The sequence below is a fragment of the Citrobacter sp. Cf125 genome, assembly GCF_030333935.1.
GTDB classification, from domain to species: Bacteria; Pseudomonadota; Gammaproteobacteria; order Enterobacterales; family Enterobacteriaceae; genus Citrobacter; species Citrobacter freundii.
In genome coordinates this window covers 280,427-304,771 of record NZ_JAOWEY010000022.1, presented here as the reverse complement: position 1 = coordinate 304,771, position 24,345 = coordinate 280,427, and the positions used below count along the sequence as shown (strand labels likewise).

Genomic DNA, 24,345 nt, shown 5'->3' with positions numbered 1-24,345 from the left:
CTTTTCCTTAATATGCGCGCAGCGTCTGAAAGACCGAAGCCAGAAGACGTGCATCTTTGATGCCCGGCTGTGACTCTACGCCAGAATTGAAATCGAGACCGGCACAGCCGGTTTTTGCCGCGTCAACGCAGTTATCTGCGCCAAGTCCGCCAGCCAGTAATACGTTATCCAGCGATTGTCCGCCTAAAAGTGACCAGTCGAAGCGTTGCCCGCTGCCGCCCTGACCGTTGTCGAATACGTATTTATCGACATGCTGATAATCCCGGGCTGGCAACTTATCGCTGACGCTGAGCGCCTTCCAGATTTGTACTTGTGCGGGTAGCGCATTGCGTAGCGCGTCTATGTAGGCTTGATCTTCGCTACCATGCAGTTGCACGGCAGTGAGTCCCAGAGCAGCCGCTGTTTCACGTACGTCGATAATATCTGTGTTGCGAAACACCCCGACATATTGCAGCGGCGCGCCGGTCATGACCTCTCGCGCTTGCTCAACGCTAACCGCGCGTGGCGATGTGGGTACAAAAATCAGTCCGCCATAAATCGCGCCGGATTTATACGCCGCGTTGGCATCCTGAGCCCGGGTTAAACCGCAGACTTTATTCTCGCCGAGCAGTACGCGACGCACGGCAGCGTGCAGATCATCATGCGACATCAGCGCGGAACCAATCAGAAAACCGTTGGCGAAGTGGCTGAGTTCGCGCACCTGTCCATAGGTGTTGATCCCGGACTCGCTGATGACGGTCACACCGTGGCCCAGTCGCGGCGCAAGCTGGCGGGTGCGATTCAAATCAATCGACAAGTCGCGTAAATCGCGGTTGTTGATACCAACGACTTTGGCACCCAGTGCGATAGCACGCTCCAGCTCTTCTTCGTTGCTGACTTCGGTCAGTACGCCCATTTTCAGGCTGTGGGCGACGGCGGCGAGTTGACGATATTGTTCATCATCGAGGACCGACAGCATCAACAAACAGGCGTCCGCCTGGTAGAAACGCGCCAGGTAAATCTGGTAAGGATCGATAATAAAGTCCTTACACAGAACAGGTTGCGGCGCGATGCGGCTGACGATAGGCAGGAAATCAAAACTGCCCTGGAAATATTTCTCATCGGTCAGTACGGAAATCGCGGAAGCATAATGTTTATATACGCCCGCAATCTGTGCCGGATCGAAGTCATCACGGATCACGCCTTTTGACGGAGATGCTTTTTTACATTCCAGAATAAAGGCGGTGCGCGCACCTTGCAGCGCATCGTAGAAATCACGAGAGCTGGGTTGAACATCATTTTGAAAGCTTGCCAGTGGTTGTTGCTGTTTGCGGGCTTCTACCCAAATCGCCTTGTCTGCGACAATTTTCGCTAAAACGGTTTGCATCATTTACCCTCTTGCTGCCAGTGCAGTGACACGGTCATAGGCCGCACCGCTGCGCAGTACATTAATCACGGTTTGCGCATTGGCTTTTAAATCTTCTTCACCGTGCAAGCGCATTAACATGGCGACATTCGCGGCAACAGCGGCTTCATGAGCGGCTTCACCTTTACCTTGTAACAAGCGACTAAGAATGTCACGGTTTTCTTCCGGCGTGCCGCCAGCCAGCTGTTCCTGGTGGTAAGGCGTCAGGCCAAAGTCTTCTGCCGTCAGTTGATAACTCTTGATTTCCCCATCGTGCAGCTCTGCCACAATGGTCGGTGCATGCAGCGAAACTTCGTCCATGCCACCACTGTGCACTACGGCTGCCCGCTGATATCCGAGCACGCGCAGCGTTTCGGCAATCGGCAGCACCAGCTCCGGGCTGTAAACGCCGATCAGCGCCAGCGGCGGATGTGCCGGGTTAATCAACGGGCCGAGCACGTTAAACAGCGTGCGGGTTTTCAACTGCTGGCGTACCGGCATGGCATGGCGAAAACCGGTGTGGTATTTCGGCGCAAACAGAAAACACACGCCGAGATCGTCAAGCGCCTGACGTGATTTGTCGGCGTTCATATCCAGATTGATGCCAAATGCCGCTAACAGATCCGAAGAGCCTGACTTGCTGGAGACGCTGCGGTTGCCGTGTTTGGCAACTTTCAGTCCGCAAGCCGCTGCAACAAAGGCGCTGGCGGTAGAAATATTGATGCTGTTGCTGCCGTCGCCGCCGGTACCGACAATATCGGCAAACAGATAATCAGGACGCGGGAACGGAGCGGCGTTTTCCAGTAGCGCGGTTGCCGCACCGGCAATTTCATTCGGGTGTTCACCACGAATTTTCATGCTCACCAGCGCCGCAGCCAGTTGTTCCGGCTTCAGTTCACCGCGTACCACGGCGGAGAACAGCTGGTGGCTTTCCTGCTGAGACAGCGTCTGCGCCTGGTACAGTTTCTCCAGAATTGGTTGCAGCGTATTGGTTTGTTCAAGCTTCTGTTGCGCCCAGGCCAGCGTTTGTTCCAGCAAACGCGCGCCCTGGGTGGTCAGAATGGACTCCGGATGGAACTGGAAGCCGCAGACGCGATCGGTATCGTGACGCACCGCCATCACCATGCCGTTAAAGTGGGCGTTAATGGTTAATCCTGCCGGAACGTTGCTGCCAACCAGCGAATGATAGCGTGCCACCGGCAGCGGATTAGCCAGACCAGCAAACATTGCCTGACCGTCGTGTTCAATGCTGGACGCTTTGCCGTGCAGGATTTCTCCAGCCTGGCCCACATATCCACCATAGGCCTCAACAATGGCCTGATGTCCCAGACAAATGCCGATGATTGGCAGCTTGCCTCGCAGACGGGTTAACAGCTCCGGCATGCAACCTGCTTCGCTTGGCGCACCTGGGCCTGGAGAGAGCATCAGCACAGGATTTTTCATCGTTGCTAAGCGGTCAATCAACGTCTGGGCCGGAATATGGTTGCGGTAAATCACCACGTTGTGACCATTAGTACGCAGCTGATCCGCCAGGTTATAGGTAAAAGAGTCGATATTATCGAGCAGCAGAATGTCAGCCATTAGAAGGTCTCCTGTGCGTGGTGCGCGGTGGCGATAGCACGCAGAACCGCGCGCGCTTTATTACGGGTTTCATCGGCTTCAGACTGCGGTACAGAATCCAGAACAATTCCGGCACCGGCTTGTACGGTGGCAATACCGTCTTCCACGAGGGCGGAGCGAATGACAATACAAGTATCCAGATCGCCATGAGCCGTGAAGTAACCTACTGCGCCGCCGTAGCTACCACGGCGACGACCTTCTGCCTCGGCGATAAGCTGCATAGCGCGAACTTTTGGCGCTCCGCTTAACGTGCCCATATTCATACAGGCGCGGTAAGCGTGCAGCACATCCAGATCGCTACGCAGCTCGCCGACCACGCGCGAAACCAGGTGCATAACGAAGGAGTAACGATCGACTTTGGTGAGGTCAGCAACATAGCGGCTGCCAGGCGTACAGATGCGCGCCAGGTCGTTACGCGCAAGGTCAACCAGCATCAGGTGCTCAGAAAGCTCTTTATGGTCGGTACGCATTTCCAGCTCGATACGGCTGTCAAGGTCGCGGTCAAGCGAACCGTCCGCACGACGACCGCGCGGACGAGTGCCGGCAATCGGGTAGATCTCAATCTGGCGGCTGGTGGCATCGTATTTCAGCGAGCTTTCCGGGGAGGCGCCAAACAGCGTAAAATCGTTGTCCTGCATGAAAAACATGTATGGGCTGGGGTTACTTTTCTTCAGCACATAGTAGGCTGCCAGCGGTGACGGGCAGGGCAGCGAGAAACGGCGGGACGGAACCACCTGGAAAATTTCGCCCGCGCGAATCGCTTTTTGCATCCCACGCACCACGGCGCCAAACTCTTCATCGCTCTGATTGCATTCGCAGCGCATCTGCGGGACTTCAGTAACGGGCAGCGGCGGCGCAGGCTCGGTAAGCTGTTGGCTCAGCTGCGCCAGACGGGCGTTAAGACGCTGTTTCTCCGCATCATTGGGGGTAAAAACACTGGCCTGAATTCGGGTGCTTTTTTTCTGGTGGTCGATAACCATCAGCGTTTCTGCCAGATAGAAGCAGTAGTCAGGACAACGGTTGCCCGCTTCAAGCTGAGGTAAATCTTCAAAACCGGCAACCAGGTCGTAGGAAAACAGACCGCCGAAGAACATCGCTTCACGTTCTTGCACAGGAACATTCACCAGCCCCTGCAGTAAGCGAAAAGCATCAAATACGGAAAGAGAACATAAACGGGCGTCTTCATCCAACAGCGGGCTGACGGCAGGGAATCGCAGATGACGACCATTCGGCTGTTTTTCATTCTCAACGCCAGCGGGCAGGGCAGCATCCAGCAAGGGCAGCAGCGACGCGCCGTTTGTGGATAACGCCTGAATAGTGACAGTGTCACCGAGAGCGGTAATGCGCAATGCGCTGTCTACTAGCAGCAAGCTCTTCAGATCGTCTTTGCTGTCGATATCTGCAGATTCCAACAGCAGCGTTGCCGGACGTGCGCCACACACCTGATGAAACAGCGATGTCGGATTTTCACGGTAGGCGGCATCGCAGGCAAGCAGTTCGAGTATCGGTTTTTGTGTTTGCATCGTTATTCTCATTAATTTTGTTCAAAAAAAAGCCCGCTCATTAGGCGGGCCGGGTATCTGGTTGCAAATTGCAGACGTAAGACACTGCCCGAAATCAGGAAGTGCGCCACCAACCGTGCAGAAAAAATGTTGCTTTCATTGCAGATACCTTCTTCATGTGAACTTGCGTACTAGTTAACTAGTTCGGTGGGATAAAGTCAACACCTGATTTCAGTATATTTGCCGAAACCGCTATGATGGGCGTGTTACGACATTTATTGAAACGGGAGCCGCCTTGAGCGACACGAATTACGCAGTGATTTATGACCTGCATAGTCATACTACAGCCTCCGATGGGCGATTAACCCCAGAAGCCTTAGTACACCGTGCGGTAGAGATGCGAGTCGGTACACTGGCGATCACCGATCATGACACCACGGCGGGCATTGCAGCGGCAAGAGAAGAAATTTCACGTTCGGGATTAGCGTTAAATTTGATACCTGGTGTCGAGATATCAACTGTCTGGGAAAACCATGAGATCCATATAGTGGGTCTGAACATTGATATCGCCCATCCCATGATGTGCGATTTTCTGGCGCAACAAACGGAACGTCGTCAGCAGCGTGCGCGCCTGATTGCCGAACGACTCGACAAAGCGCATATCCCCGGCGCGTGGGAAGGGGCGTTGCGCCTGGCTGATGGCGGGGCGGTTACGCGGGGCCATTTTGCGCGTTTCCTGGTGGAATGTGGCAAAGCCACAACCATGGCGGATGTCTTTAAAAAATATCTTGCCCGTGGGAAAACCGGTTACGTTCCGCCACAGTGGTGTACAATAGAACAAGCTATTGATGTCATTCATCATTCTGGCGGTAAGGCTGTTCTGGCTCATCCTGGGCGGTACGATCTTAGCGCTAAGTGGCTGAAAAGACTGGTTACACATTTTGCTGAACATCGCGGCGACGCGATGGAAGTAGCGCAGTGTCAGCAGTCTCCCAATGAACGCACCCATCTGGCGACGCTTGCGCGTCAGCATCAATTGTGGGCATCGCAAGGGTCTGATTTTCATCTACCCTGCCCATGGATTGAGTTGGGTCGTAAACTTTGGTTGCCCGCAGGCGTAGAAGGCGTCTGGCAACTTTGGGAGCAGCCCGAGATCACAGAGAGGAAAGTATGAGCCAGTTTTTTTATATTCATCCCGAAAACCCGCAGCAGCGCCTGATCAATCAGGCCGTTGAAATCGTGCGTAAAGGTGGGGTGATCGTCTATCCAACCGACTCCGGCTATGCGTTGGGCTGCAAAATTGAAGATAAAGGCGCAATGGAGCGCATTTGCCGCATCCGTCACCTGCCGGACGGGCACAACTTTACGCTGATGTGTCGTGACCTGTCTGAACTGTCGACCTATTCGTTTGTCGACAACGTGGCCTTCCGTTTAATTAAAAACAACACGCCGGGCAACTACACCTTCATCCTGAAGGGGACGAAAGAGGTTCCGCGCCGCTTGTTGCAAGAAAAACGTAAGACCATCGGCCTGCGTGTACCCTCAAACCCGATAGCACTGGCGCTGCTTGAAGCGCTGGGCGAGCCGATGCTCTCCACGTCACTGATGCTGCCGGGTAGCGAATTTACCGAGTCAGATCCGGAAGAAATTAAAGACCGCCTGGAGAAACAGGTGGATTTAATTATCCACGGCGGATATCTCGGCCAGCAGCCGACCACGGTCATTGATTTAACCGACGATTCTCCGGTGGTGTTGCGTGAAGGCGTCGGTGACGTTAAACCTTTCTTATAAGGGCGCGAACCGCTATACTACGCGGCCTTAAAATGGCGCTGATTGGCGCCGTTGATTCTCCTGTTCGACGCCTGTGAAGGCGACACCTAAAGGAAGCTCTATGAGCGAAAAGTTACAAAAAGTGCTGGCGCGTGCTGGCCACGGTTCTCGCCGTGAAATCGAATCTATTATTGCCGCGGGTCGCGTGAGCGTTGATGGCAAAATTGCCACGCTCGGCGATCGCGTTGAAGTCACTCCGGGTCTGAAAATCCGTATCGACGGTCATCTGATTTCGGTTAAAGAGTCTGCGGAGCAAATCTGCCGTGTTCTGGCCTATTACAAGCCAGAAGGCGAACTGTGTACCCGAAACGACCCAGAAGGTCGTCCGACCGTGTTTGATCGTTTACCAAAACTGCGTGATGCGCGCTGGATTGCCGTAGGGCGTCTGGACGTGAATACCTGCGGTTTACTGCTGTTTACCACCGATGGTGAACTGGCTAACCGTCTGATGCACCCAAGCCGCGAAGTTGAGCGTGAATATGCGGTACGTGTGTTTGGTCAGGTTGATGATGCAAAACTGCGCGATCTGAGTCGTGGCGTGCAGCTGGAAGATGGTCCGGCGGCATTTAAAACGATCAAGTTCAGCGGTGGTGAAGGGATCAACCAGTGGTATAACGTCACGCTGACCGAAGGGCGTAACCGTGAAGTCCGCCGCCTGTGGGAAGCTGTAGGTGTACAGGTAAGCCGTCTGATTCGTGTCCGTTACGGTGATATCCCGCTGCCGAAAGGCCTGCCGCGTGGTGGCTGGACAGAGCTTGATCTTGCTCAGACCAACTATCTGCGTGAACTGGTGGAGCTGAAGCCGGAAACGACCTCTAAAGTGGCCGTCGAGAAAGATCGTCGTCGCATGAAGGCGAATCAGATCCGTCGCGCGGTGAAGCGCCACTCTCAGGTTGGCAGCAGCCGTCGTCCGGGTGGTCGCAGCAACAACGGTTAGTCATAACCAGGCCTGATAAGCAAAGCGCCATCAGGCGTTAGCGTGGAGCCGGATACAGCGCAAACGCCTTATCCGGCCTACACTCAATAATCGATCCCTGGTTGGGCTTTCACGCCCGCTTCAAACGCATGCTTGACCGGGCGCAGCTCGCTGACCGTGTCAGCCAACTCCAGAATATCGCGATGACATCCACGGCCGGTGATAATGACCGTTTGATGGGCTGGGCGCGCGTTCAGTGCATTGATGACCTCTTCAAGCGGCAGATAGTCGTATGCCACCATGTAGGTCAGCTCATCCAGTATCACCATATCCAGTTCATCGTCGGCCAGCATCCGCTTGCCGTGTTCCCACACGGCCATACAGGCTGCGGTGTCAGACTCGCGGTTCTGCGTTTCCCAGGTAAATCCTGTCGCCATAACCTGAAACTCTACGCCGTGGGGTTCAAGTAAGTTACGTTCTCCGTTTGGCCACGTACCTTTAATAAATTGTACGACGCCGACTTTTTTACCATGGCCCACCGCGCGCGTGGCGGTACCGAATGCGGCGGTGGTTTTACCCTTACCATTTCCGGTGAACACGATGATAATTCCGCGCTCATCTTTCGCTGCGGCAACGCGTGCGTCAACCCGATCTTTTACGCGCTGTTGACGTTGCTGATAGCGTTCTTCACTCATTGGGCAATTCCTGGTTTACGGCCCGGCTGGGCATCAAAAGTCATACCGGTTTTACGGCGGCTGTCATCGCCCATCAGCCACAGGTAGAGCGGCATAATATCGGCGGGAGTTTTCAATTTTTGCGGATCTTCCGTTGGGAATGCGCTGGCTCGCATGCCAGTTCGCGTCCCGCCAGGATTGATACAGTTTACGCGCAGATGACGGTTTTGATACTCATCAGCCAGAACCTGCATCATCCCTTCGGTCGCAAATTTTGAGGTGGCATATGCTCCCCAATTGGCGCGTCCCTGGCGACCGACACTGGAAGAGGTAAAGACCAGCGATCCGGCATCGGATTTGAGTAACAACGGCAGCAATGCCTGAGTCAGCATAAAAGTGGCATTTACATTTACCTGCATCACATCCTGCCAGACCTGCGGGTTTTGTTCACTCATTGGACAAATATCGCCGAGTAATCCGGCGTTATGCAGTACGCCATCCAGACGCGGGAAATGTGCAGCAATGCGCTGCGCAAGCTGGTGACATTCTTCAGAGGTACAGGTTAGTAGATCCAGTGTAAACCACTGTGGTTGTGTTCCGTTCTCATCGGCGATAGTGCGGGCAACCTGACGCAGTTTTTCTTCGTTACGCCCAAGCAGGATAACGGTCGCGCCATAGCGTGCATAGGTCTGCGCGGCTTCGCGTCCGATACCATCGCTGGCACCGGTGATAAGAATAATGCGGCCCTGTAGAAGGTCTTGTTTAGGTTGGTAATGCACGGCTACTCCTCGGCGACGTCCTGGATATCTCGTTCGCGATAACTTTTGGGCTTTATGCCTTAAACCCTGTACTTTTTCAATCAGCCAAAGGCAATAACACCGCAAAATGAACGCTTTGTCATGCTTTTTACTGATTCAGCACTGGATGTATGAAGCAAGACGAGGTGACACGCCTGTTGTACACTGAGCGGAAGTCGCGTTGTTTAACCAAGGTGGGTCTCGTGGAATTGTTGTCTGAATATGGGCTGTTTTTGGCAAAAATTGTCACTGTCGTGGTGGCTATTGCAGTGGTGGTGATGCTGATCGTAAACGCGACACAACGCAAACGTCAGCGTGGGGAATTGCGGGTTATTAACCTCAGCGATCAATATAAAGAGATGAAGGAAGACCTGTCGCTAGCCTTATTGGATGGGCATCAGCAAAAATTCTGGCATAAGGCGCAGAAAAAGAAACAAAAGCTGGAGGCGAAAGCGGCTAAGGCAAAAGCGAAACTGGGTGACAGTACGTCATCAGATAAACCTCGTGTATGGGTGCTTGATTTTAAAGGCAGTATGGATGCCCATGAGGTCAGCGCATTACGCGAAGAGGTGACGGCTGTGCTGGCGGTTGTTAAACCTCAGGATCAAGTGGTGGTTCGTCTGGAAAGTCCGGGTGGTGTGGTACATGGTTATGGCCTGGCTGCGTCCCAGTTACAACGTCTGCGCGATAAGCAGATCCCGCTGACCGTTACGGTAGATAAAGTCGCTGCGAGTGGCGGATATATGATGGCCTGCGTGGCGGATAAAATTGTCTCGGCGCCGTTTGCTATCGTCGGCTCAATTGGCGTGGTGGCGCAGATCCCGAACTTTAACCGCTTCCTGAAAGGGAAAGATATTGATATCGAACTGCACACCGCCGGACAGTATAAGCGTACGTTGACCTTACTCGGTGAAAACACGGAAGAAGGGCGGCAGAAATTTCGCGAAGATCTGAACGAAACGCATCATCTGTTTAAAGATTTTGTGCAGCGCATGCGTCCGACTCTGGACATTGAGCAGGTTGCCACCGGTGAACACTGGTTTGGTCAACAGGCGCTGGCAAATGGGCTGGTGGATGAGATCAATACCAGCGATGAGGTGATCCTCGGGCTGATGGAAGGTCGTGAAGTGTTGAACGTTCGCTATCTGCAGCGTAAAAAGCTGATGGATCGTTTTACCGGTAGTGCGGCGGAGAGCGCCGATCGTTTGCTGATGCGCTGGTGGCAGCGGGGGCAGAAGCCACTGATGTAGAATTGTCATTGCCGGATAGCGATGCTCACATATCTCCTATCCGGCCTACAAATATGCATCAATATAGGCTGGATAAGGCGATGCCGCCATCCGGCAAATTATTACTCGTGTTAATCGATCAAGTGATACTTTTCGGAAAGTACGTGCGCCAGGTGTTTAAACATATTAAACACCGCCGTACTTTTGGGCGTTGGTAGCCCTTGCTCGTCTAAAAAGTAATCTCCGCTGAAAACCAGCACGCCGTTTCGCTGCGTAACGCCGGTGGCGACAATCCCCGCCAGCGTGTCCTCATGCTCACGAATGATTTTGTTGGCTTCAATCAGCAGTGTTTCGCGATCGATGGGTTGAGTGTCTTTATGCATGATTTACTCCTTAAACAAGGACATTAGTCTACGCTGAGCCCGCCTTATGGGCAAATATTCCCTGACATAAATGAAGGTTTTACGACAGTGTTACAACTGGCGAGATTTGTTTTTGCATGCTAATAAAGTTGCGTAACGCATTTTATCAGGTACAGTGTGACGCTTTCGTCAATCTGGCAACAGATTTGCTTGACATTCGACCAATACTTCGTCGTGCTAGAGCGTTTGTGAGAAAAAAAGCCTGTTAACTCAGTTACATGAGAGTTACATTACAAGCGCGAATCAGTTTAAAGGGTTGATATCCGCCGACGCAGAGACCATATCGATGTCTCGTCGCCAGTGGAAGGTGAATCAACGTGCGACGCATTCTGGAAGAATCAAATTAGGTAAAGGTGAATATGGGTAAAGCTCTTGTCATCGTTGAGTCCCCGGCAAAAGCCAAAACGATCAACAAGTATCTGGGTAATGACTACGTGGTGAAATCCAGCGTCGGTCATATCCGTGATTTGCCGACCAGTGGCTCAGCAACTAAAAAGAGCGCCGACTCAACCTCCACCAAAACGGCTAAAAAGCCCAAAAAGGATGAACGTGGCGCTCTCGTCAACCGTATGGGTGTTGACCCGTGGCACAACTGGGATGCGCGCTATGAAGTGCTGCCTGGTAAAGAGAAAGTTGTTTCTGAACTGAAGCAACTGGCTGAAAAAGCCGACCACATCTATCTCGCAACTGACCTTGACCGCGAAGGGGAAGCCATTGCATGGCACCTGCGGGAAGTCATCGGTGGCGACGACACCCGCTACAGCCGCGTGGTGTTTAATGAAATTACCAAAAATGCTATTCGCCAGGCGTTTGAAAAACCGGGCGAGTTGAACATCGATCGTGTTAATGCGCAACAGGCGCGCCGCTTTATGGACCGTGTTGTGGGCTATATGGTGTCGCCACTGCTGTGGAAAAAAATTGCACGCGGTCTGTCAGCTGGTCGTGTACAGTCTGTGGCTGTGCGCCTGGTGGTTGAGCGTGAACGCGAAATCAAAGCATTTGTTCCAGAAGAGTTCTGGGAAATTGATGCTAATACGACCACGCCGGGCGGCGACGCGTTGCCGCTTGAGGTGACGCATCAAAATGATAAGCCGTTCCGTCCCGTAAATCGGGAACAAACGCTTGCCGCTGTTAGCCTGTTGGAAAAAGCGCGCTATAGCGTATTGGAACGTGAAGATAAACCGACCAGCAGCAAGCCGGGCGCACCGTTCATTACTTCCACGCTACAGCAGGCTGCGAGCACGCGTCTCGGCTTCGGTGTGAAGAAAACCATGATGATGGCGCAGCGTTTGTATGAAGCGGGTTACATCACTTACATGCGTACTGACTCAACCAACCTGAGCCAGGATGCAGTGACCATGGTTCGCGATTACATCAGCGATAATTTTGGTAAAAAATATTTGCCGGAAAACGCGAACCAGTACGCCAGCAAAGAGAACTCGCAGGAAGCGCACGAAGCTATCCGTCCTTCTGATGTCGCCGTACAGGCGGAATCGCTGAAAGATATGGAAGCTGATGCGCAAAAACTGTATCAGCTGATCTGGCGCCAGTTTGTTGCCTGTCAGATGACCCCAGCTAAATATGATTCCACCACGCTCACCGTGGGTGCGGGTGATTTCCGCCTGAAGGCGCGCGGTCGTATTCTGCGCTTCGATGGCTGGACGAAAGTGATGCCAGCGTTGCGTAAAGGCGATGAAGATCGCATCTTACCGGCGGTGGACAAAGGCGATACGCTGACGCTTATCGAACTGACGCCAGCACAGCACTTTACTAAACCGCCTGCGCGCTTCAGTGAAGCTTCGCTGGTTAAAGAGCTTGAAAAGCGTGGTATTGGTCGCCCATCTACCTATGCGTCGATCATTTCTACGATTCAGGATCGCGGTTATGTTCGCGTTGAAAATCGTCGCTTTTACGCTGAAAAAATGGGTGAAATCGTCACCGATCGTCTGGAAGAAAACTTCCGCGAACTGATGAACTACGATTTTACCGCGCAGATGGAAGATAGCCTCGACCAGGTGGCGAATAAAGAAGCCGAATGGAAGGGCGTACTCGACAACTTCTTCACTGATTTTACTCAGCAACTGGATAAAGCCGAGAAAGATCCTGAAGAAGGCGGTATGCGTCCGAACCAGATGGTGCTGACCAGCATTGATTGCCCGACCTGCGGACGCAAAATGGGTATTCGTACCGCCAGTACCGGCGTTTTCCTTGGTTGCTCCGGCTACGCACTTTCCCCGAAAGAGCGTTGCAAAACCACCATTAACCTGGTGCCGGAAAACGAAGTATTGAACGTGCTGGAAGGCGACGACGCGGAAACGAACGCATTGCGCGCCAAACGCCGCTGCCAGAAGTGCGGTACGGCAATGGACAGTTATCTTATCGATCCTAAGCGTAAATTGCATGTGTGTGGTAATAACCCAACCTGCGACGGCTACGAGATCGAAGAGGGCGAGTTCCGTATCAAGGGATATGACGGTCCTATCGTCGAGTGCGAAAAATGTGGTTCTGAAATGCACCTGAAAATGGGACGTTTCGGCAAGTACATGGCGTGTACTAACGACGAGTGCAAAAACACCCGTAAGATCCTGCGTAACGGTGAGGTCGCTCCGCCGAAAGAAGACCCAGTTCCGTTGCCGGAACTGCCGTGTGAAAAATCTGACGCGTATTTCGTGTTACGTGATGGTGCTGCAGGTATCTTCCTGGCTGCAAATACGTTCCCGAAATCACGTGAGACTCGTGCGCCGTTGGTGGAAGAGTTGTACCGCTTCCGCGATCGCCTGCCGGAAAAACTGCGTTATCTGGCAGATGCGCCGCAAACTGATCCGGATGGTAACAAGTCCATGGTTCGTTTCAGCCGTAAAACCAAGCAGCAATACGTTGCCGCTGAAAAAGACGGTAAGGCGACTGGCTGGTCCGCGTTCTTCGTTGACGGCAAATGGGTAGAAGGGAAGAAATAACAGCGTTTCGGCTGAATTTTTCCTCAAAGGGTCGCGTAAGCGGCCCTTTTTGTTTCTCGCATATTATTTTTTGTCATACCTATACAGCGTACATAGAAATGATATAGTGGTTATAGTTAACAGACTTTTTATTATTAAATCGTATTAGCAGCGCCCGCGAGCCTGCACTGAAACGATGATTTGATGGCGCGAATCGGGATGGCATAACATGAAATTACAGCAGCTTCGCTACATTGTTGAGGTGGTGAACCACAACCTTAATGTCTCCTCAACAGCGGAAGGGCTTTATACCTCGCAGCCCGGTATCAGTAAGCAAGTTCGTATGCTGGAAGATGAACTTGGCATCCAGATTTTCGCCCGTAGCGGTAAGCACCTGACGCAGGTTACGCCAGCAGGGCAGGAAGTTATTCGTATTGCGCGAGAAGTTCTGTCGAAGGTGGATGCCATTAAGTCTGTTGCTGGCGAACATACCTGGCCGGACAAAGGCTCGTTATATATCGCCACTACGCATACTCAGGCGCGTTACGCTTTACCGAACGTGATTAAAGGTTTTATTGAGCGCTATCCTCGCGTTTCATTGCATATGCACCAGGGATCGCCGACGCAAATCGCCGAAGCCGTTTCGAAAGGAAATGCAGATTTTGCTATCGCGACGGAAGCTTTGCACCTGTATGACGACCTGGTGATGTTACCTTGCTACCACTGGAACCGCTCGATCGTCGTCACGCCGGATCATCCGTTGGCGGGAAAATCTTCGGTTTCTATTGAGGAACTGGCACAGTATCCGCTGGTGACCTACACGTTTGGTTTTACCGGACGCTCGGAGCTGGACACCGCGTTTAACCGCGCGGGTCTGGAGCCACGTATTGTCTTTACCGCGACCGATGCTGATGTCATTAAAACCTATGTCCGTCTGGGCCTTGGCGTGGGTGTGATTGCCAGTATGGCGGTTGATCCTGTTTCCGATCCTGACCTGGTACGCGTGGATGCTCACGATATCTTCAGCCATAGCACCACCAAAATTGGTTTTCGTCGCAGCACCTTCTTACGCAGTTACATGTATGATTTCATTCAACGTTTCGCGCCGCATCTGACGCGTGATGTGGTGGATACGGCGGTGGCGCTGCGTTCCAACGATGATATTGAAGCCATGTTTAAAGATATTAAATTGCCTGAGAAATAATAACGACTGTAACCTCGTCGGTATCCATAAGCATAAAGCGATACCGACGGGAAACACTGAATTAATTGATAATTTACCGTGGATAAATTAACCATATATAGCTTGTGGAAAAAGTTCTCTAAAGTAGTTTCAAATTAGTCAGCTTGCCAAAAATTCCTTTCAAATATTTATAACCGATCAAACAATCGATTTATTTATCAGGACGAGTCTGAAAATTAACTGGCTTTTTTTCGCCTTTTTTATTAGGATTCCTCCTATCTGATGATTAATTGTACCGATTGTTTGGTGCCTAAATGATAAGTGATTTCGATAGTATGAGGTTAGCGATGCCTTCAGGAAACCAGCCAGCACGCAGGGATCCGGTGATGAAACGTAAAGCCTGGTTCGCCGTATTTCTTGGTTCTGCGATATTCTGGATTATTGTCGCACTCGTGGTCTGGAATGTGTGGGGGTAAGTATGTCCGCACCAGAGCAGCACTCTACCGAAACGCTATCGCCTCATGACCATGAACAAGAGAGCAAAACCGTCGCAGAGAAGGGGCAGAAGGTACCCGAATCCTGGAACCTTTATCCTGAACAACGGGCGTTTATTGATCTGTTAACTGATGATGATGAACAGAAACAATAATTCGTACGTATTTTATAATAATAACGATTACCTTGTGCCCTTGAATATCGAATCATTTATCCATGTAATCGTCATCAACAACCTAATCAACGTATTATCCATTGCTCTATTGCCTGCTGAATATTCATCCTATTAATCTACACGGCTAGACCTTCCTCCTTACCATCGACCTCAGTTCGCGCTTTTATATCGCCCGCTACTTTTATCATTTTGAGTTGTTATCAAAGCGTTACATTTTGTTTGTGTTATCTTTAATACTAACCCTGAGGAAAATCAGGGGATCCAACCCTGTCATTTAAGGAGGAGCTATGTCGTCGACCCTACGAGAAGCCAGTAAGGACACATTGCAGGTTAAAGATAAAACCTACCGCTACTACAGTTTACCTCTGGCTGCTAAATCACTGGGTGATATCACCCGACTACCCAAATCGCTAAAAGTGTTGCTGGAAAACCTGCTTCGTTGGCAGGATGGTAATTCCGTTACCGAAGATGATATTCATGCTCTCGCACATTGGCTGAAGACCGCCCACGCCGATCGTGAAATTGCCTATCGACCCGCTCGTGTTCTGATGCAGGATTTTACCGGCGTTCCGGCGGTGGTCGATCTTGCCGCCATGCGCGAAGCGGTGAAACGTCTGGGGGGAGATACGGCAAAAGTGAATCCGCTTTCGCCAGTGGACCTTGTCATTGACCACTCGGTAACGGTGGACCGTTTTGGTGATGATGATGCTTTCGAAGAAAACGTTCGCCTGGAAATGGAACGTAACCATGAACGTTATGTGTTCCTGAAATGGGGACAGCAGGCATTTAGTCGCTTCAGCGTTGTACCGCCGGGAACGGGGATTTGCCACCAGGTAAACCTTGAATACCTTGGCAAAGCCGTCTGGAGCGAGTTACAGGACGGTGAGTGGGTGGCTTATCCCGATACGCTGGTCGGTACCGATTCCCATACGACAATGATTAATGGTCTCGGTGTGCTGGGATGGGGCGTTGGAGGCATTGAGGCTGAAGCAGCAATGCTGGGTCAACCGGTCTCTATGCTTATCCCGGATGTCGTAGGCTTTAAACTAGTGGGCAAACTGCGGGAAGGTATCACCGCTACCGACCTGGTTTTAACCGTTACCCAGATGCTGCGTAAGCACGGCGTGGTCGGTAAATTTGTTGAATTCTATGGTGATGGCCTCGACACCTTACCGCTGGCCGATCGGGCAACCATTGCGAACATGTCACCGGAATACGGCGCAACCTGCGGTTTCTTCCCGATCGATGGCATCACTCTTGAATATATGCGTCTGAGTGGACGCAGTGAGGAGCAGGTTGAGTTGGTCAGCGCCTATGCCAAAGCGCAGGGAATGTGGCGTAATCCAGGGGATGAACCCGTATTTACCAGTTCACTGGAGCTGGATATGGGCAGTGTGGAAGCTAGCCTTGCCGGACCGAAGCGCCCGCAGGATCGGGTGGCACTGGCTGATGTTCCGAAAGCGTTTTCGGCGAGCAATGAACTCGAAGTAAATAGCTCGCTGAAAGACCGTCAGCCCGTGGACTACACCATGAGCGGCCAGCAGTATAAGCTGCCGGACGGTGCGGTGGTGATAGCAGCTATAACTTCCTGTACCAACACCTCTAACCCAAGCGTATTAATGGCGGCGGGACTGCTGGCGAAAAAAGCAGTGACACTTGGTCTGAAACGTCAGCCTTGGGTGAAAGCCTCGCTGGCGCCAGGTTCGAAGGTGGTGTCTGATTATCTGGCGCAGGCTGGGTTCACGCCGTACCTTGATGAGCTGGGATTTAACCTTGTAGGTTATGGCTGTACCACCTGTATTGGTAACTCGGGTCCGTTACCCGATCCTATCGAGACAGCCATCAAAAAAGGCGATCTCACCGTTGGCGCCGTACTTTCCGGCAACCGAAACTTTGAGGGGCGTATCCATCCGCTCGTGAAGACCAACTGGTTGGCGTCTCCGCCGCTGGTGGTGGCCTATGCGCTAGCAGGGAATATGAATATCAATCTGACGAAAGATCCGTTAGGCCATGACAGAAAGGGCGATCCCGTTTATCTGAAAGATATCTGGCCGACGGCTCAGGAAATTGCCCGTGCCGTGGAGCAGGTTTCTACCGCCATGTTCCATAAAGAGTACGCTGAAGTCTTTGAAGGTACGCCAGAATGGAAAGCTATCCAGGTTGATCGGGCTGATACCTATGGTTGGCAGTCTGACTCAACTTATATCCGCTTGTCGCCGTTCTTCGATGGAATGCAGGCTACGCCGGATCCGGTCCAGGACATTCATGGTGCGCGTATCCTCGCGATGCTTGGGGATTCCGTCACCACCGACCATATTTCTCCTGCCGGCAGTATTAAGCCGGATAGCCCGGCAGGTCGTTATCTGCAAAGCCACGGCGTTGAGCGTAAAGATTTTAACTCCTATGGTTCACGCCGCGGGAATCATGAAGTGATGATGCGCGGTACCTTTGCCAATATTCGTATTCGTAATGAGATGGTACCCGGCGTGGAAGGTGGGATGACGCGTCATTTGCCGGGAACCGAGGTAGTGGCTATCTATGATGCGGCTATGCAATATCAACAGGAGAATATCCCCCTGGCGGTTATTGCCGGGAAAGAGTATGGCTCTGGCTCCAGTCGCGACTGGGCGGCAAAAGGCCCGCGCTTGCTGGGGATTCGCGTAGTTATCGCTGAGTCCTTTGAGCGAATTCACCGTTCTAACCTGATTGGTATGGGGATTTTGCCGCTGGAATTTCCGCAGGGCGTCACGCGCAAAACGCTGGGGCTAACAGGTGAGGAAGCGATCGATATTACGGACCTGCAAAACATCAAGCCGGGCGCAACAGTGCCGGTGAATATGGTTCGCTCAGATGGACGTAAAGAGGTGATTTTATGCCGCTGCCGTATCGATACCGCGACGGAGCTAACTTACTACCAAAACGATGGTATTCTGCACTACGTGATTCGTAATATGTTGAATTAAAATGCATAAAGCCTGCGAGAGCAGGCTTTTTTATCGGCGGTAACAGCCATTACTTGCCCAGCAAATGCCCCATCTTGGCGGCTTTGGTGTCCAGGTAATGTTCATTGTTCGGGTTACGACCCACAATCAGCGGCACGCGTTCAACAATATTGATTCCCGCTTCGGTCAGAATTTCCACTTTTTTCGGGTTATTGGTCAGCAAACGAACTTCGTCCACGCCCAGCAGCTTGAACATATCCGCACACAGCGTGAAATCACGCTCATCTGCCGCAAAGCCCAACTGATGGTTAGCCTCAACGGTATCATAACCCTGGTCCTGCAACGCGTAGGCGCGGATTTTATTGAGCAGGCCGATATTGCGTCCTTCCTGACGATGATAAAGCAGGATACCGCGCCCTTCTTCAGCAATGTGGGTGAGAGCCGCTTCGAGCTGGAAGCCGCAATCGCAACGCAGGCTAAACAATGCATCGCCAGTCAGACATTCGGAGTGGACACGCGCCAGAACAGGCGTTTGACCAGTGATATCGCCAAAAACCAGTGCGACGTGATCGTGTCCGGTTGCCAGTTCTTCAAATCCCACCATCAGGAAATCACCCCAGGGGGTTGGCAGTTTGGCTTCTGCCACACGTTTAAGCTGCATGTAATTCTCCAGATTATGCTGGCACTGTCGTGCCGTCGCCTGTTGGCTTCTTGTTCTGTATTGCACTATTTTGCCATAAGGCAACGATGTTCACCTAATCGCGACAACGGATTCGCCTTTGGAATGGCACAAAAATGTCAATTTTCCCGGCATGCACTTTTTTCAGTTATGATTGTGAGACTTATCGACGAAAGGAGAGGTAATGCTGTCAATTGCAAAGCGCACTGCGGTCGGGGCCGGGCTGCTACTTATTATGCCGGTTGCTGTATGGGTATCGGGTTGGAGCTGGCAGCCGGGACACAACGTTTGGTGGCTAAAATCTCTGTACTGGGTAACGGAAACGGTGACGCAGCCGTGGGGGATTATCACTCACGTTGTGCTCTGCGCATGGTTTCTGTGGTGTCTGCGTTTTCGTCTGAAAGCTGCGGTAATGCTGTTTGCGATCCTGGCCGTGGCAATTTTAGTCGGTCAGGGTGTGAAGTCCTGGGTTAAAGACAGGGTGCAGGAACCTCGGCCCTTTGTCGTATGGCTGGAAAAAACGCACCATATCCCGGTTGATGAGTTCTACACTTTAAAACGTAAAGATCGTGGCAACTTAGTTAAAGAGCAATTGGCCGAACAACAGGATATTCCGACGTTTCTACGTAAGCACTGGCAAAAAGAAACGGGTTTTGCCTTTCCGTCAGGACATACGATGTTTGCTGCCAGTTGGGCTTTACTGGCAGTAGGGCTGTTATGGCCACGCCGACGTACGCTGACGATTGTGTTTTTGCTTATCTGGGCGACAGGTGTTATGGGTAGCCGCTTGCTGTTGGGCATGCACTGGCCGCGTGATTTGGTCGTTGCAACGCTGATTTCATGGTTGCTGGTAACGCTGGCGACCTGGCTCGCGCAGCGAGTATGCGGACCACTTACGCCGCCTGTGCAGGAGGCAAAAGAAATCGCGCAACGCGAGCAAGAAAGCTAGCTATGATTGATTTTTCAAATTTTGCCCTTAAATCAGAAAGCGGAAAGCGCTTTTCCATTTCGCACTCGTTGTGAAAATGGTAATTTAAAGGGCTCAACGCGGTAAGTTGTACACGATTTATTCGCTTAAACCACATAACGGGAAGTAATGTGAAATATTTACTCATTTTCTTACTGGTGTTGGCGATTTTTGTTATTTCGGTGACATTAGGTGCGCAAAACGATCAACAGGTTACGTTTAATTACCTGCTGGCTCAGGGTGAGTATCGTATCTCTACGCTGCTTGCTGTATTGTTTGCCGCAGGTTTTGCGATTGGTTGGTTAATTTGCGGCCTTTTCTGGCTGAAGGTTCGTGTGTCTCTTGCGCGCGCCGAACGTAAAATCAAACGACTGGAAAACCAGCTTACGCCTGCGACCGACGTTGCGGTTTCTGCCGATTCGTCGGTTGTGAAGGAATAATTATTTATGTTGGAGTTGTTGTTTCTGCTTTTACCTGTAGCCGCTGCCTATGGGTGGTATATGGGTCGCAGAAGTGCGCAACAAACCAAGCAGGATGAAGCTAACCGTCTTTCCCGTGACTATGTCGCCGGGGTTAACTTCCTCCTGAGCAACCAACAAGACAAAGCGGTGGATCTGTTCCTCGATATGCTAAAAGAGGATACGGGCACCGTTGAGGCTCATCTCACTCTCGGAAACCTGTTTCGCTCGCGCGGTGAAGTCGATCGCGCAATCCGCATCCATCAAACGTTAATGGAAAGTGCTTCGCTGACCTACGAGCAGCGTTTGTTGGCCGTACAACAGCTGGGGCGCGATTACATGGCCGCAGGTCTGTACGACCGCGCGGAAGACATGTTCAATCAGCTTACCGATGAAACAGATTTTCGCGTCGGTGCATTACAGCAACTGCTGCAAATTTATCAGGCGACCAGCGATTGGCAGAAAGCCATTGATGTCGCAGAACGTCTGGTGAAGCTAGGCAAAGATAAACAGCGTATTGAGATAGCCCACTTCTACTGCGAACTGGCCTTACAGCAGATGGGCAGCGACGATATGGATCGCGCCATGGCGCTGTTGAAAAAAGGGGCTGCGGCAGACAAAAACAGTGCCCGGGTTTCTATCATGATGGGCCGTGTGTACATGGTGAAAGGCGAGTACGCGAAGGCCGTTGAAAGTCTGCAACGCGTGATTTCTCAGGATAAAGAACTGGTCAGCGAAACGCTGGAAATGCTGCAAAGCTGCTACCAGCATCTGGGGAAAACCGATGAGTGGGCAGAGTTTTTACGTCGGGCCGTTGAAGAGAATACTGGCGCCGCCGCCGAGCTGATGCTGGCCGATATTCTTGAAGCGCGTGAGGGGACTGATACCGCTCAGGTTTATATTACCCGCCAACTACAACGCCATCCTACGATGCGCGTTTTCCACAAATTAATGGATTACCATCTTAACGAAGCAGAAGAAGGGCGCGCGAAAGAGAGCCTGATGGTTCTGCGCGATATGGTCGGGGAGCAGGTGCGCAGCAAGCCGCGCTATCGTTGCCAGAAGTGCGGATTTACCGCATATACACTGTACTGGCACTGCCCATCTTGTCGCTCATGGTCAACCATTAAGCCTATTCGCGGACTTGATGGGTTGTAATTTTTAAAAAAATCTTACTTTAGTTACAACATACTAATGATGAGAACAAAGCCATCCTCAGCCACCGTTGCCAAATTCGCCTGGCAGAAATGGAATCGCGCCTGTTAATTTTCTATTACCGCAGGTAGAATGCACGCCGTTTACCCATTTCGCGCTACTGTCGGCGCCCATCCTCAAGAAGGTCTGGTCATGACGTTTACTGCTTCATCTTCTTCTCGTGCTGTTACTGATTCTCCTGTCGTTGTCGCTCTCGATTATTCCAATCGTGATAAAGCATTAGCTTTTGTCGACAGAATTGATCCTCGTGATTGCCGTTTGAAAGTGGGCAAAGAGATGTTCACGCTTTTTGGACCTCAGTTGGTTCGCGATTTACAACAGCGTGGTTTTGACGTTTTTCTTGATTTGAAATTTCATGATATTCCCAACACTACCGCGCATGCCGTTGCGGCAGCGGCTGAGCTTGGCGTGTGGATGGTTAACGTTCATGCTTCTGGTGGGGCGCGTATGATGACCGCCGCACGTGAAGCCTTATTACCTTTTGGCAAGGACGCACCGCTGCTGATTGCGGTAACGGTTCTGACCAGTATGGAAGACAGCGACCTCGCCGATCTCGGCGTGACGTTGTCACCTGCAGAGCATGCTGAAAGGCTGGCGCGCTTAACTCAACATTGTGGTTTGGATGGCGTTGTATGCTCCGCGCAGGAAGCGGTGCGATTCAAGCAGGCGTTTGGCCAGGCATTTAAATTGGTTACGCCGGGTATTCGTCCTGAAGGCAGCGAGGCGGGCGACCAGCGTCGCATTATGACGCCGGAACAAGCACAGTCAGCTGGTGTGGATTATATGGTTATTGGTCGTCCGGTCACGCAGTCGGCAGATCCGGCTCAGACGCTGAAGATGATTAATGCCTCACTGAAACGAGGTGCGTAAATGAACGACTCAAACTCTCGCCTGGTCTACTCAACCGACTCCGGGCGCATTGATGAACCAAAAGCTGCTCCTGTGCGCTCACAAGGCGATGGCATTGTTCGTATCCAGCGCCAGACCAGTGGCCGCAAAGGTAAGGGCGTGTGTTTGATTACCGGTATTGATCAAGATGATGCCGAACTGACCAAATTAGCTGCGGAACTGAAGAAAAAATGTGGTTGCGGCGGGGCAGTGAAGGATGGCGTGATTGAGATACAGGGTGATAAACGCGACCTGATTAAATCGCTGCTGGAAGCCAAAGGAATGAAAGTTAAACTGGCTGGCGGTTAATAAAAAAAGCCACGGAATTTTTCCGTGGCTTTTTAATAATACAGACCTGAAAAAGTAAACGTATTATTATATCGAGCCGTTCAACCGTAGATTATTTACCCACCTGGTGGCCAATGATACCACCTACTGCAGCACCACCCAGCGTACCCAGCGTGCTGCCGTCAGTCAGGACTGCACCACCTATTGCACCTGCACCAGCACCGATTGCGGTGTTACGATCGCGTTTGGACCAGTTAGAGCAGGCGCTCAGCGACATTGCCAGAGTAATCGCCAGAATGGCAGCGGTCATTTTTTTGCTCGTTACTAACATAATACTTTCTCCTGAATTATTGATTCACGGAATCCAGTGTTCTTTAAGAATAGCGCTAAATTTAGGCTAACGAAGATATTTCCGTGAAACCGTTTAGCGAAGGCATTACAAACACTATCCTGAAGTTGGAGGTTCGTTCCTGTTATATCGCTAACATTAATTTTACGACTTAATCCTGTTAACGACAGGTAAAAAGTCTTAATTGGGCTGTCAGATAACTCTCAGAGAGGAGATGATTTGCCAACTGACAAATCATCTGCTGAAGATGTTACGCGTGGGCATCAATGATATTGACGGTTAATCCGGAGTGCTCAAGCTGCATTTGTACGCTGGCGCTAAGTCTGGAGTCCGTGACTACGCGGCTGAATCGCTCTAATGGACCCAGCGTGTACGGGTGAATGGCTTCGAATTTTGAGCTGTCAGTAAGCACAATAACTTCTGCACCTTTTTCCAGCACCGCGTTAACCACATCAGAACGCATCATGTCGCGTCCGGTGAAGCCGGTGTCAGCCTGCCAGCCATCAATGCCGATAAAGGCCTTGCTGAAGTGTACCTGCTGGATAAACTGGCGAGTTAAGGGCCCAACCATACTTTCGCTTTTTTTCTGATAGATGCCGCCAAGGAGAATCACTTCGCAAGGGGTTTCTTTCAGCAGATGGGCTATATAGCTGCTGACGGTAATGATGGTGACATCTTTTTGCTCCGCGAGCGTTCTGGCTAAGAGCGCATTGCTACTGCCGTTTTCAATGAATACGGACTCGCCTGGGCTTACCAGCGATGCGGCGAATTCAGCCAGCTCACGCTTCAGCGTAAAATTAGTCATCATGCGCGTTTCCACATCATCGCTGTTCAATGAAACAGCAAAACCGTGCGCACGGCGTAAATAACTCTGTTTTTCCAGTGTGTTCAGATCCTGTCGAATCGTCACTTCTGAGACACCGGTGATTTTTGCCAGTTCGGCAACGCTCATCTGACCTTTATCAGTCACCATCTGCAAAATAGATTGTTGTCGGGAATTCATAATATTAATTTTATTGCGATATCGTATCGGAAATTAAACGGAAACTGCCTCACGTGCAGTTTGCTTATAGCAGCGACATTAAAGGGGTAATGTCATCAGATCTCCCAGGGAGCCTTGTGCTTTTTGGGCAAAGATTCGGCATCTTCTTTGGTCATGTTTAGCAGCTCAGCCTTCAGAATTTCGAGATTATGGATAGCTGAGTGGTAATCACCTGCAACGAGGATATCCAGCACAGTATCAATGCGTTCGGCCAGACGCTGAGCGTCGATATCAGACATGGTTATCATCCTAATGGCAATAGAGTTTGAATTTCATGATGCAGAATTTCATGGCAAAAGAGAAGGGAAAAATAGTATTAACTTCAACGATAGAAGAATATTATATATTCTGTGA

Annotated in this window: 25 protein-coding genes and 1 other annotated feature; of the genes, 14 read left to right on the top strand and 11 right to left on the bottom strand. The window is 51.4% G+C overall.

Annotation, left to right across the window (positions count from 1 at the left end; all coding sequences use genetic code 11):
* Window positions 1-7: 7 nt before the first annotated feature.
* The 4 genes from trpCF to trpL form a co-directional block, all read right to left on the bottom strand.
* A complete protein-coding gene (gene trpCF / locus OGV89_RS05590) occupies window positions 8-1,366 on the bottom strand; it encodes a bifunctional indole-3-glycerol-phosphate synthase TrpC/phosphoribosylanthranilate isomerase TrpF (RefSeq protein ID WP_003843991.1) in 1,359 nt (452 codons plus the stop codon).
* A gap of 3 nt (window positions 1,367-1,369) precedes the next feature.
* Window positions 1,370-2,965 (bottom strand): bifunctional anthranilate synthase glutamate amidotransferase component TrpG/anthranilate phosphoribosyltransferase TrpD, encoded by a 1,596-nt coding sequence (gene trpD / locus OGV89_RS05585; RefSeq protein WP_003020639.1) that lies wholly within the window; start codon window positions 2,963-2,965, stop codon window positions 1,370-1,372.
* Window positions 2,965-4,527, bottom strand: coding sequence for an anthranilate synthase component 1 (locus tag OGV89_RS05580; RefSeq protein ID WP_003843990.1), 1,563 nt, complete (start codon window positions 4,525-4,527; stop codon window positions 2,965-2,967). The genes trpD and OGV89_RS05580 overlap by 1 nt, the downstream gene beginning before the upstream one ends.
* 23 nt (window positions 4,528-4,550) lie before the next feature.
* Window positions 4,551-4,645, bottom strand: a sequence feature (Trp leader region).
* Entirely contained in the window at window positions 4,622-4,666 is a 45-nt protein-coding gene (gene trpL, locus OGV89_RS05575; protein ID WP_191229385.1) for a trp operon leader peptide, read from the bottom strand. It overlaps the preceding feature by 24 nt.
* A gap of 135 nt (window positions 4,667-4,801) precedes the next feature.
* Here trpL and rnm point away from each other — a divergent pair, with 135 nt between their 5' ends.
* The 3 genes from rnm (at window position 4,802) to rluB (ending at window position 7,273) form a co-directional block, all read left to right on the top strand.
* Window positions 4,802-5,680, top strand: coding sequence for an RNase RNM (rnm, locus tag OGV89_RS05570; RefSeq protein WP_003843988.1), 879 nt, complete (start codon window positions 4,802-4,804; stop codon window positions 5,678-5,680).
* Entirely contained in the window at window positions 5,677-6,297 is a 621-nt protein-coding gene (locus OGV89_RS05565) for an L-threonylcarbamoyladenylate synthase (protein WP_003020628.1), read from the top strand. Before rnm ends, OGV89_RS05565 begins: the two co-directional genes overlap by 4 nt.
* 100 nt (window positions 6,298-6,397) lie before the next feature.
* Window positions 6,398-7,273, top strand: a complete 876-nt coding sequence (gene rluB, locus OGV89_RS05560; RefSeq protein WP_003020625.1) for a 23S rRNA pseudouridine(2605) synthase RluB — start codon at window positions 6,398-6,400, stop codon at window positions 7,271-7,273.
* 83 nt (window positions 7,274-7,356) lie between these two features.
* Here the strand turns inward: rluB and cobO are convergent, their stop codons facing one another.
* Both cobO and OGV89_RS05550 read right to left on the bottom strand, forming a co-directional pair.
* A complete protein-coding gene (gene cobO / locus OGV89_RS05555; RefSeq protein ID WP_003840707.1) occupies window positions 7,357-7,947 on the bottom strand; it encodes a cob(I)yrinic acid a,c-diamide adenosyltransferase in 591 nt (196 codons plus the stop codon).
* The gene (locus tag OGV89_RS05550; RefSeq protein WP_003843987.1) at window positions 7,944-8,705 is read right to left on the bottom strand and encodes a YciK family oxidoreductase; all 762 of its coding nucleotides are present in this window, start codon (window positions 8,703-8,705) and stop codon (window positions 7,944-7,946) included. The genes cobO and OGV89_RS05550 overlap by 4 nt, the downstream gene beginning before the upstream one ends.
* Before the next feature lie 221 nt (window positions 8,706-8,926).
* Between OGV89_RS05550 and sohB the strand changes: the two genes are divergently transcribed.
* On the top strand, window positions 8,927-9,973 hold the full coding sequence (gene sohB, locus OGV89_RS05545; protein ID WP_003843986.1) for a protease SohB: 1,047 nt from the start codon (window positions 8,927-8,929) through the stop codon (window positions 9,971-9,973).
* Window positions 9,974-10,083: 110 nt separating this feature from the next.
* Here the strand turns inward: sohB and OGV89_RS05540 are convergent, their stop codons facing one another.
* Entirely contained in the window at window positions 10,084-10,335 is a 252-nt protein-coding gene (locus tag OGV89_RS05540) for a YciN family protein (protein ID WP_003020616.1), read from the bottom strand.
* A gap of 398 nt (window positions 10,336-10,733) precedes the next feature.
* Here OGV89_RS05540 and topA point away from each other — a divergent pair, with 398 nt between their 5' ends.
* The 5 genes from topA (at window position 10,734) to acnA (ending at window position 18,126) form a co-directional block, all read left to right on the top strand.
* Window positions 10,734-13,331 (top strand): type I DNA topoisomerase, encoded by a 2,598-nt coding sequence (gene topA / locus OGV89_RS05535; protein ID WP_003840713.1) that lies wholly within the window; start codon window positions 10,734-10,736, stop codon window positions 13,329-13,331.
* Window positions 13,332-13,539: 208 nt separating this feature from the next.
* Complete coding sequence (gene cysB, locus OGV89_RS05530) at window positions 13,540-14,514, top strand: HTH-type transcriptional regulator CysB (protein WP_003020610.1); 975 nt, start codon at window positions 13,540-13,542, stop codon at window positions 14,512-14,514.
* Window positions 14,515-14,828: 314 nt separating this feature from the next.
* Window positions 14,829-14,969 (top strand): YmiA family putative membrane protein, encoded by a 141-nt coding sequence (locus tag OGV89_RS05525; protein WP_286558273.1) that lies wholly within the window; start codon window positions 14,829-14,831, stop codon window positions 14,967-14,969.
* Window positions 14,970-14,971: 2 nt separating this feature from the next.
* Window positions 14,972-15,142: a YciX family protein gene (locus OGV89_RS05520; RefSeq protein ID WP_286558271.1), complete on the top strand. Its 171-nt coding sequence runs from the start codon at window positions 14,972-14,974 to the stop codon at window positions 15,140-15,142.
* Between the two features lie 308 nt (window positions 15,143-15,450).
* The gene (gene acnA, locus OGV89_RS05515; RefSeq protein ID WP_032935577.1) at window positions 15,451-18,126 is read left to right on the top strand and encodes an aconitate hydratase AcnA; all 2,676 of its coding nucleotides are present in this window, start codon (window positions 15,451-15,453) and stop codon (window positions 18,124-18,126) included.
* Window positions 18,127-18,175: 49 nt separating this feature from the next.
* Here acnA and ribA read toward each other — a convergent pair whose 3' ends face one another.
* Window positions 18,176-18,766, bottom strand: coding sequence for a GTP cyclohydrolase II (ribA, locus tag OGV89_RS05510; RefSeq protein ID WP_003020601.1), 591 nt, complete (start codon window positions 18,764-18,766; stop codon window positions 18,176-18,178).
* 202 nt (window positions 18,767-18,968) lie between these two features.
* On the opposite strand from ribA, the gene pgpB reads away from it, so the two are divergent.
* From pgpB to yciH, 5 genes are all read left to right on the top strand, one after another.
* Window positions 18,969-19,733, top strand: a complete 765-nt coding sequence (gene pgpB / locus OGV89_RS05505; RefSeq protein ID WP_003840717.1) for a phosphatidylglycerophosphatase B — start codon at window positions 18,969-18,971, stop codon at window positions 19,731-19,733.
* A 149-nt stretch (window positions 19,734-19,882) separates the two neighbouring features.
* Window positions 19,883-20,191, top strand: a complete 309-nt coding sequence (locus OGV89_RS05500; protein ID WP_003020595.1) for a LapA family protein — start codon at window positions 19,883-19,885, stop codon at window positions 20,189-20,191.
* 6 nt (window positions 20,192-20,197) lie between these two features.
* Window positions 20,198-21,367 carry a lipopolysaccharide assembly protein LapB gene (gene lapB, locus OGV89_RS05495; RefSeq protein WP_003020592.1) on the top strand — a complete coding sequence of 390 codons (1,170 nt, stop codon included), beginning with the start codon at window positions 20,198-20,200 and terminating at the stop codon, window positions 21,365-21,367.
* A 189-nt stretch (window positions 21,368-21,556) separates the two neighbouring features.
* A complete protein-coding gene (gene pyrF, locus OGV89_RS05490) occupies window positions 21,557-22,294 on the top strand; it encodes an orotidine-5'-phosphate decarboxylase (RefSeq protein ID WP_286558267.1) in 738 nt (245 codons plus the stop codon).
* Entirely contained in the window at window positions 22,295-22,621 is a 327-nt protein-coding gene (gene yciH / locus OGV89_RS05485) for a stress response translation initiation inhibitor YciH (protein WP_286558266.1), read from the top strand.
* Between the two features lie 91 nt (window positions 22,622-22,712).
* Here the strand turns inward: yciH and osmB are convergent, their stop codons facing one another.
* The 3 genes from osmB to OGV89_RS05470 form a co-directional block, all read right to left on the bottom strand.
* Window positions 22,713-22,931, bottom strand: a complete 219-nt coding sequence (osmB, locus tag OGV89_RS05480; protein ID WP_003020583.1) for an osmotically-inducible lipoprotein OsmB — start codon at window positions 22,929-22,931, stop codon at window positions 22,713-22,715.
* 268 nt (window positions 22,932-23,199) lie between these two features.
* Window positions 23,200-23,952 carry a DNA-binding transcriptional regulator YciT gene (yciT, locus tag OGV89_RS05475; protein WP_003020580.1) on the bottom strand — a complete coding sequence of 251 codons (753 nt, stop codon included), beginning with the start codon at window positions 23,950-23,952 and terminating at the stop codon, window positions 23,200-23,202.
* A 95-nt stretch (window positions 23,953-24,047) separates the two neighbouring features.
* The gene (locus tag OGV89_RS05470) at window positions 24,048-24,230 is read right to left on the bottom strand and encodes a YciZ family protein (RefSeq protein ID WP_003020577.1); all 183 of its coding nucleotides are present in this window, start codon (window positions 24,228-24,230) and stop codon (window positions 24,048-24,050) included.
* Between the last annotated feature and the right edge of the window lie 115 nt (window positions 24,231-24,345).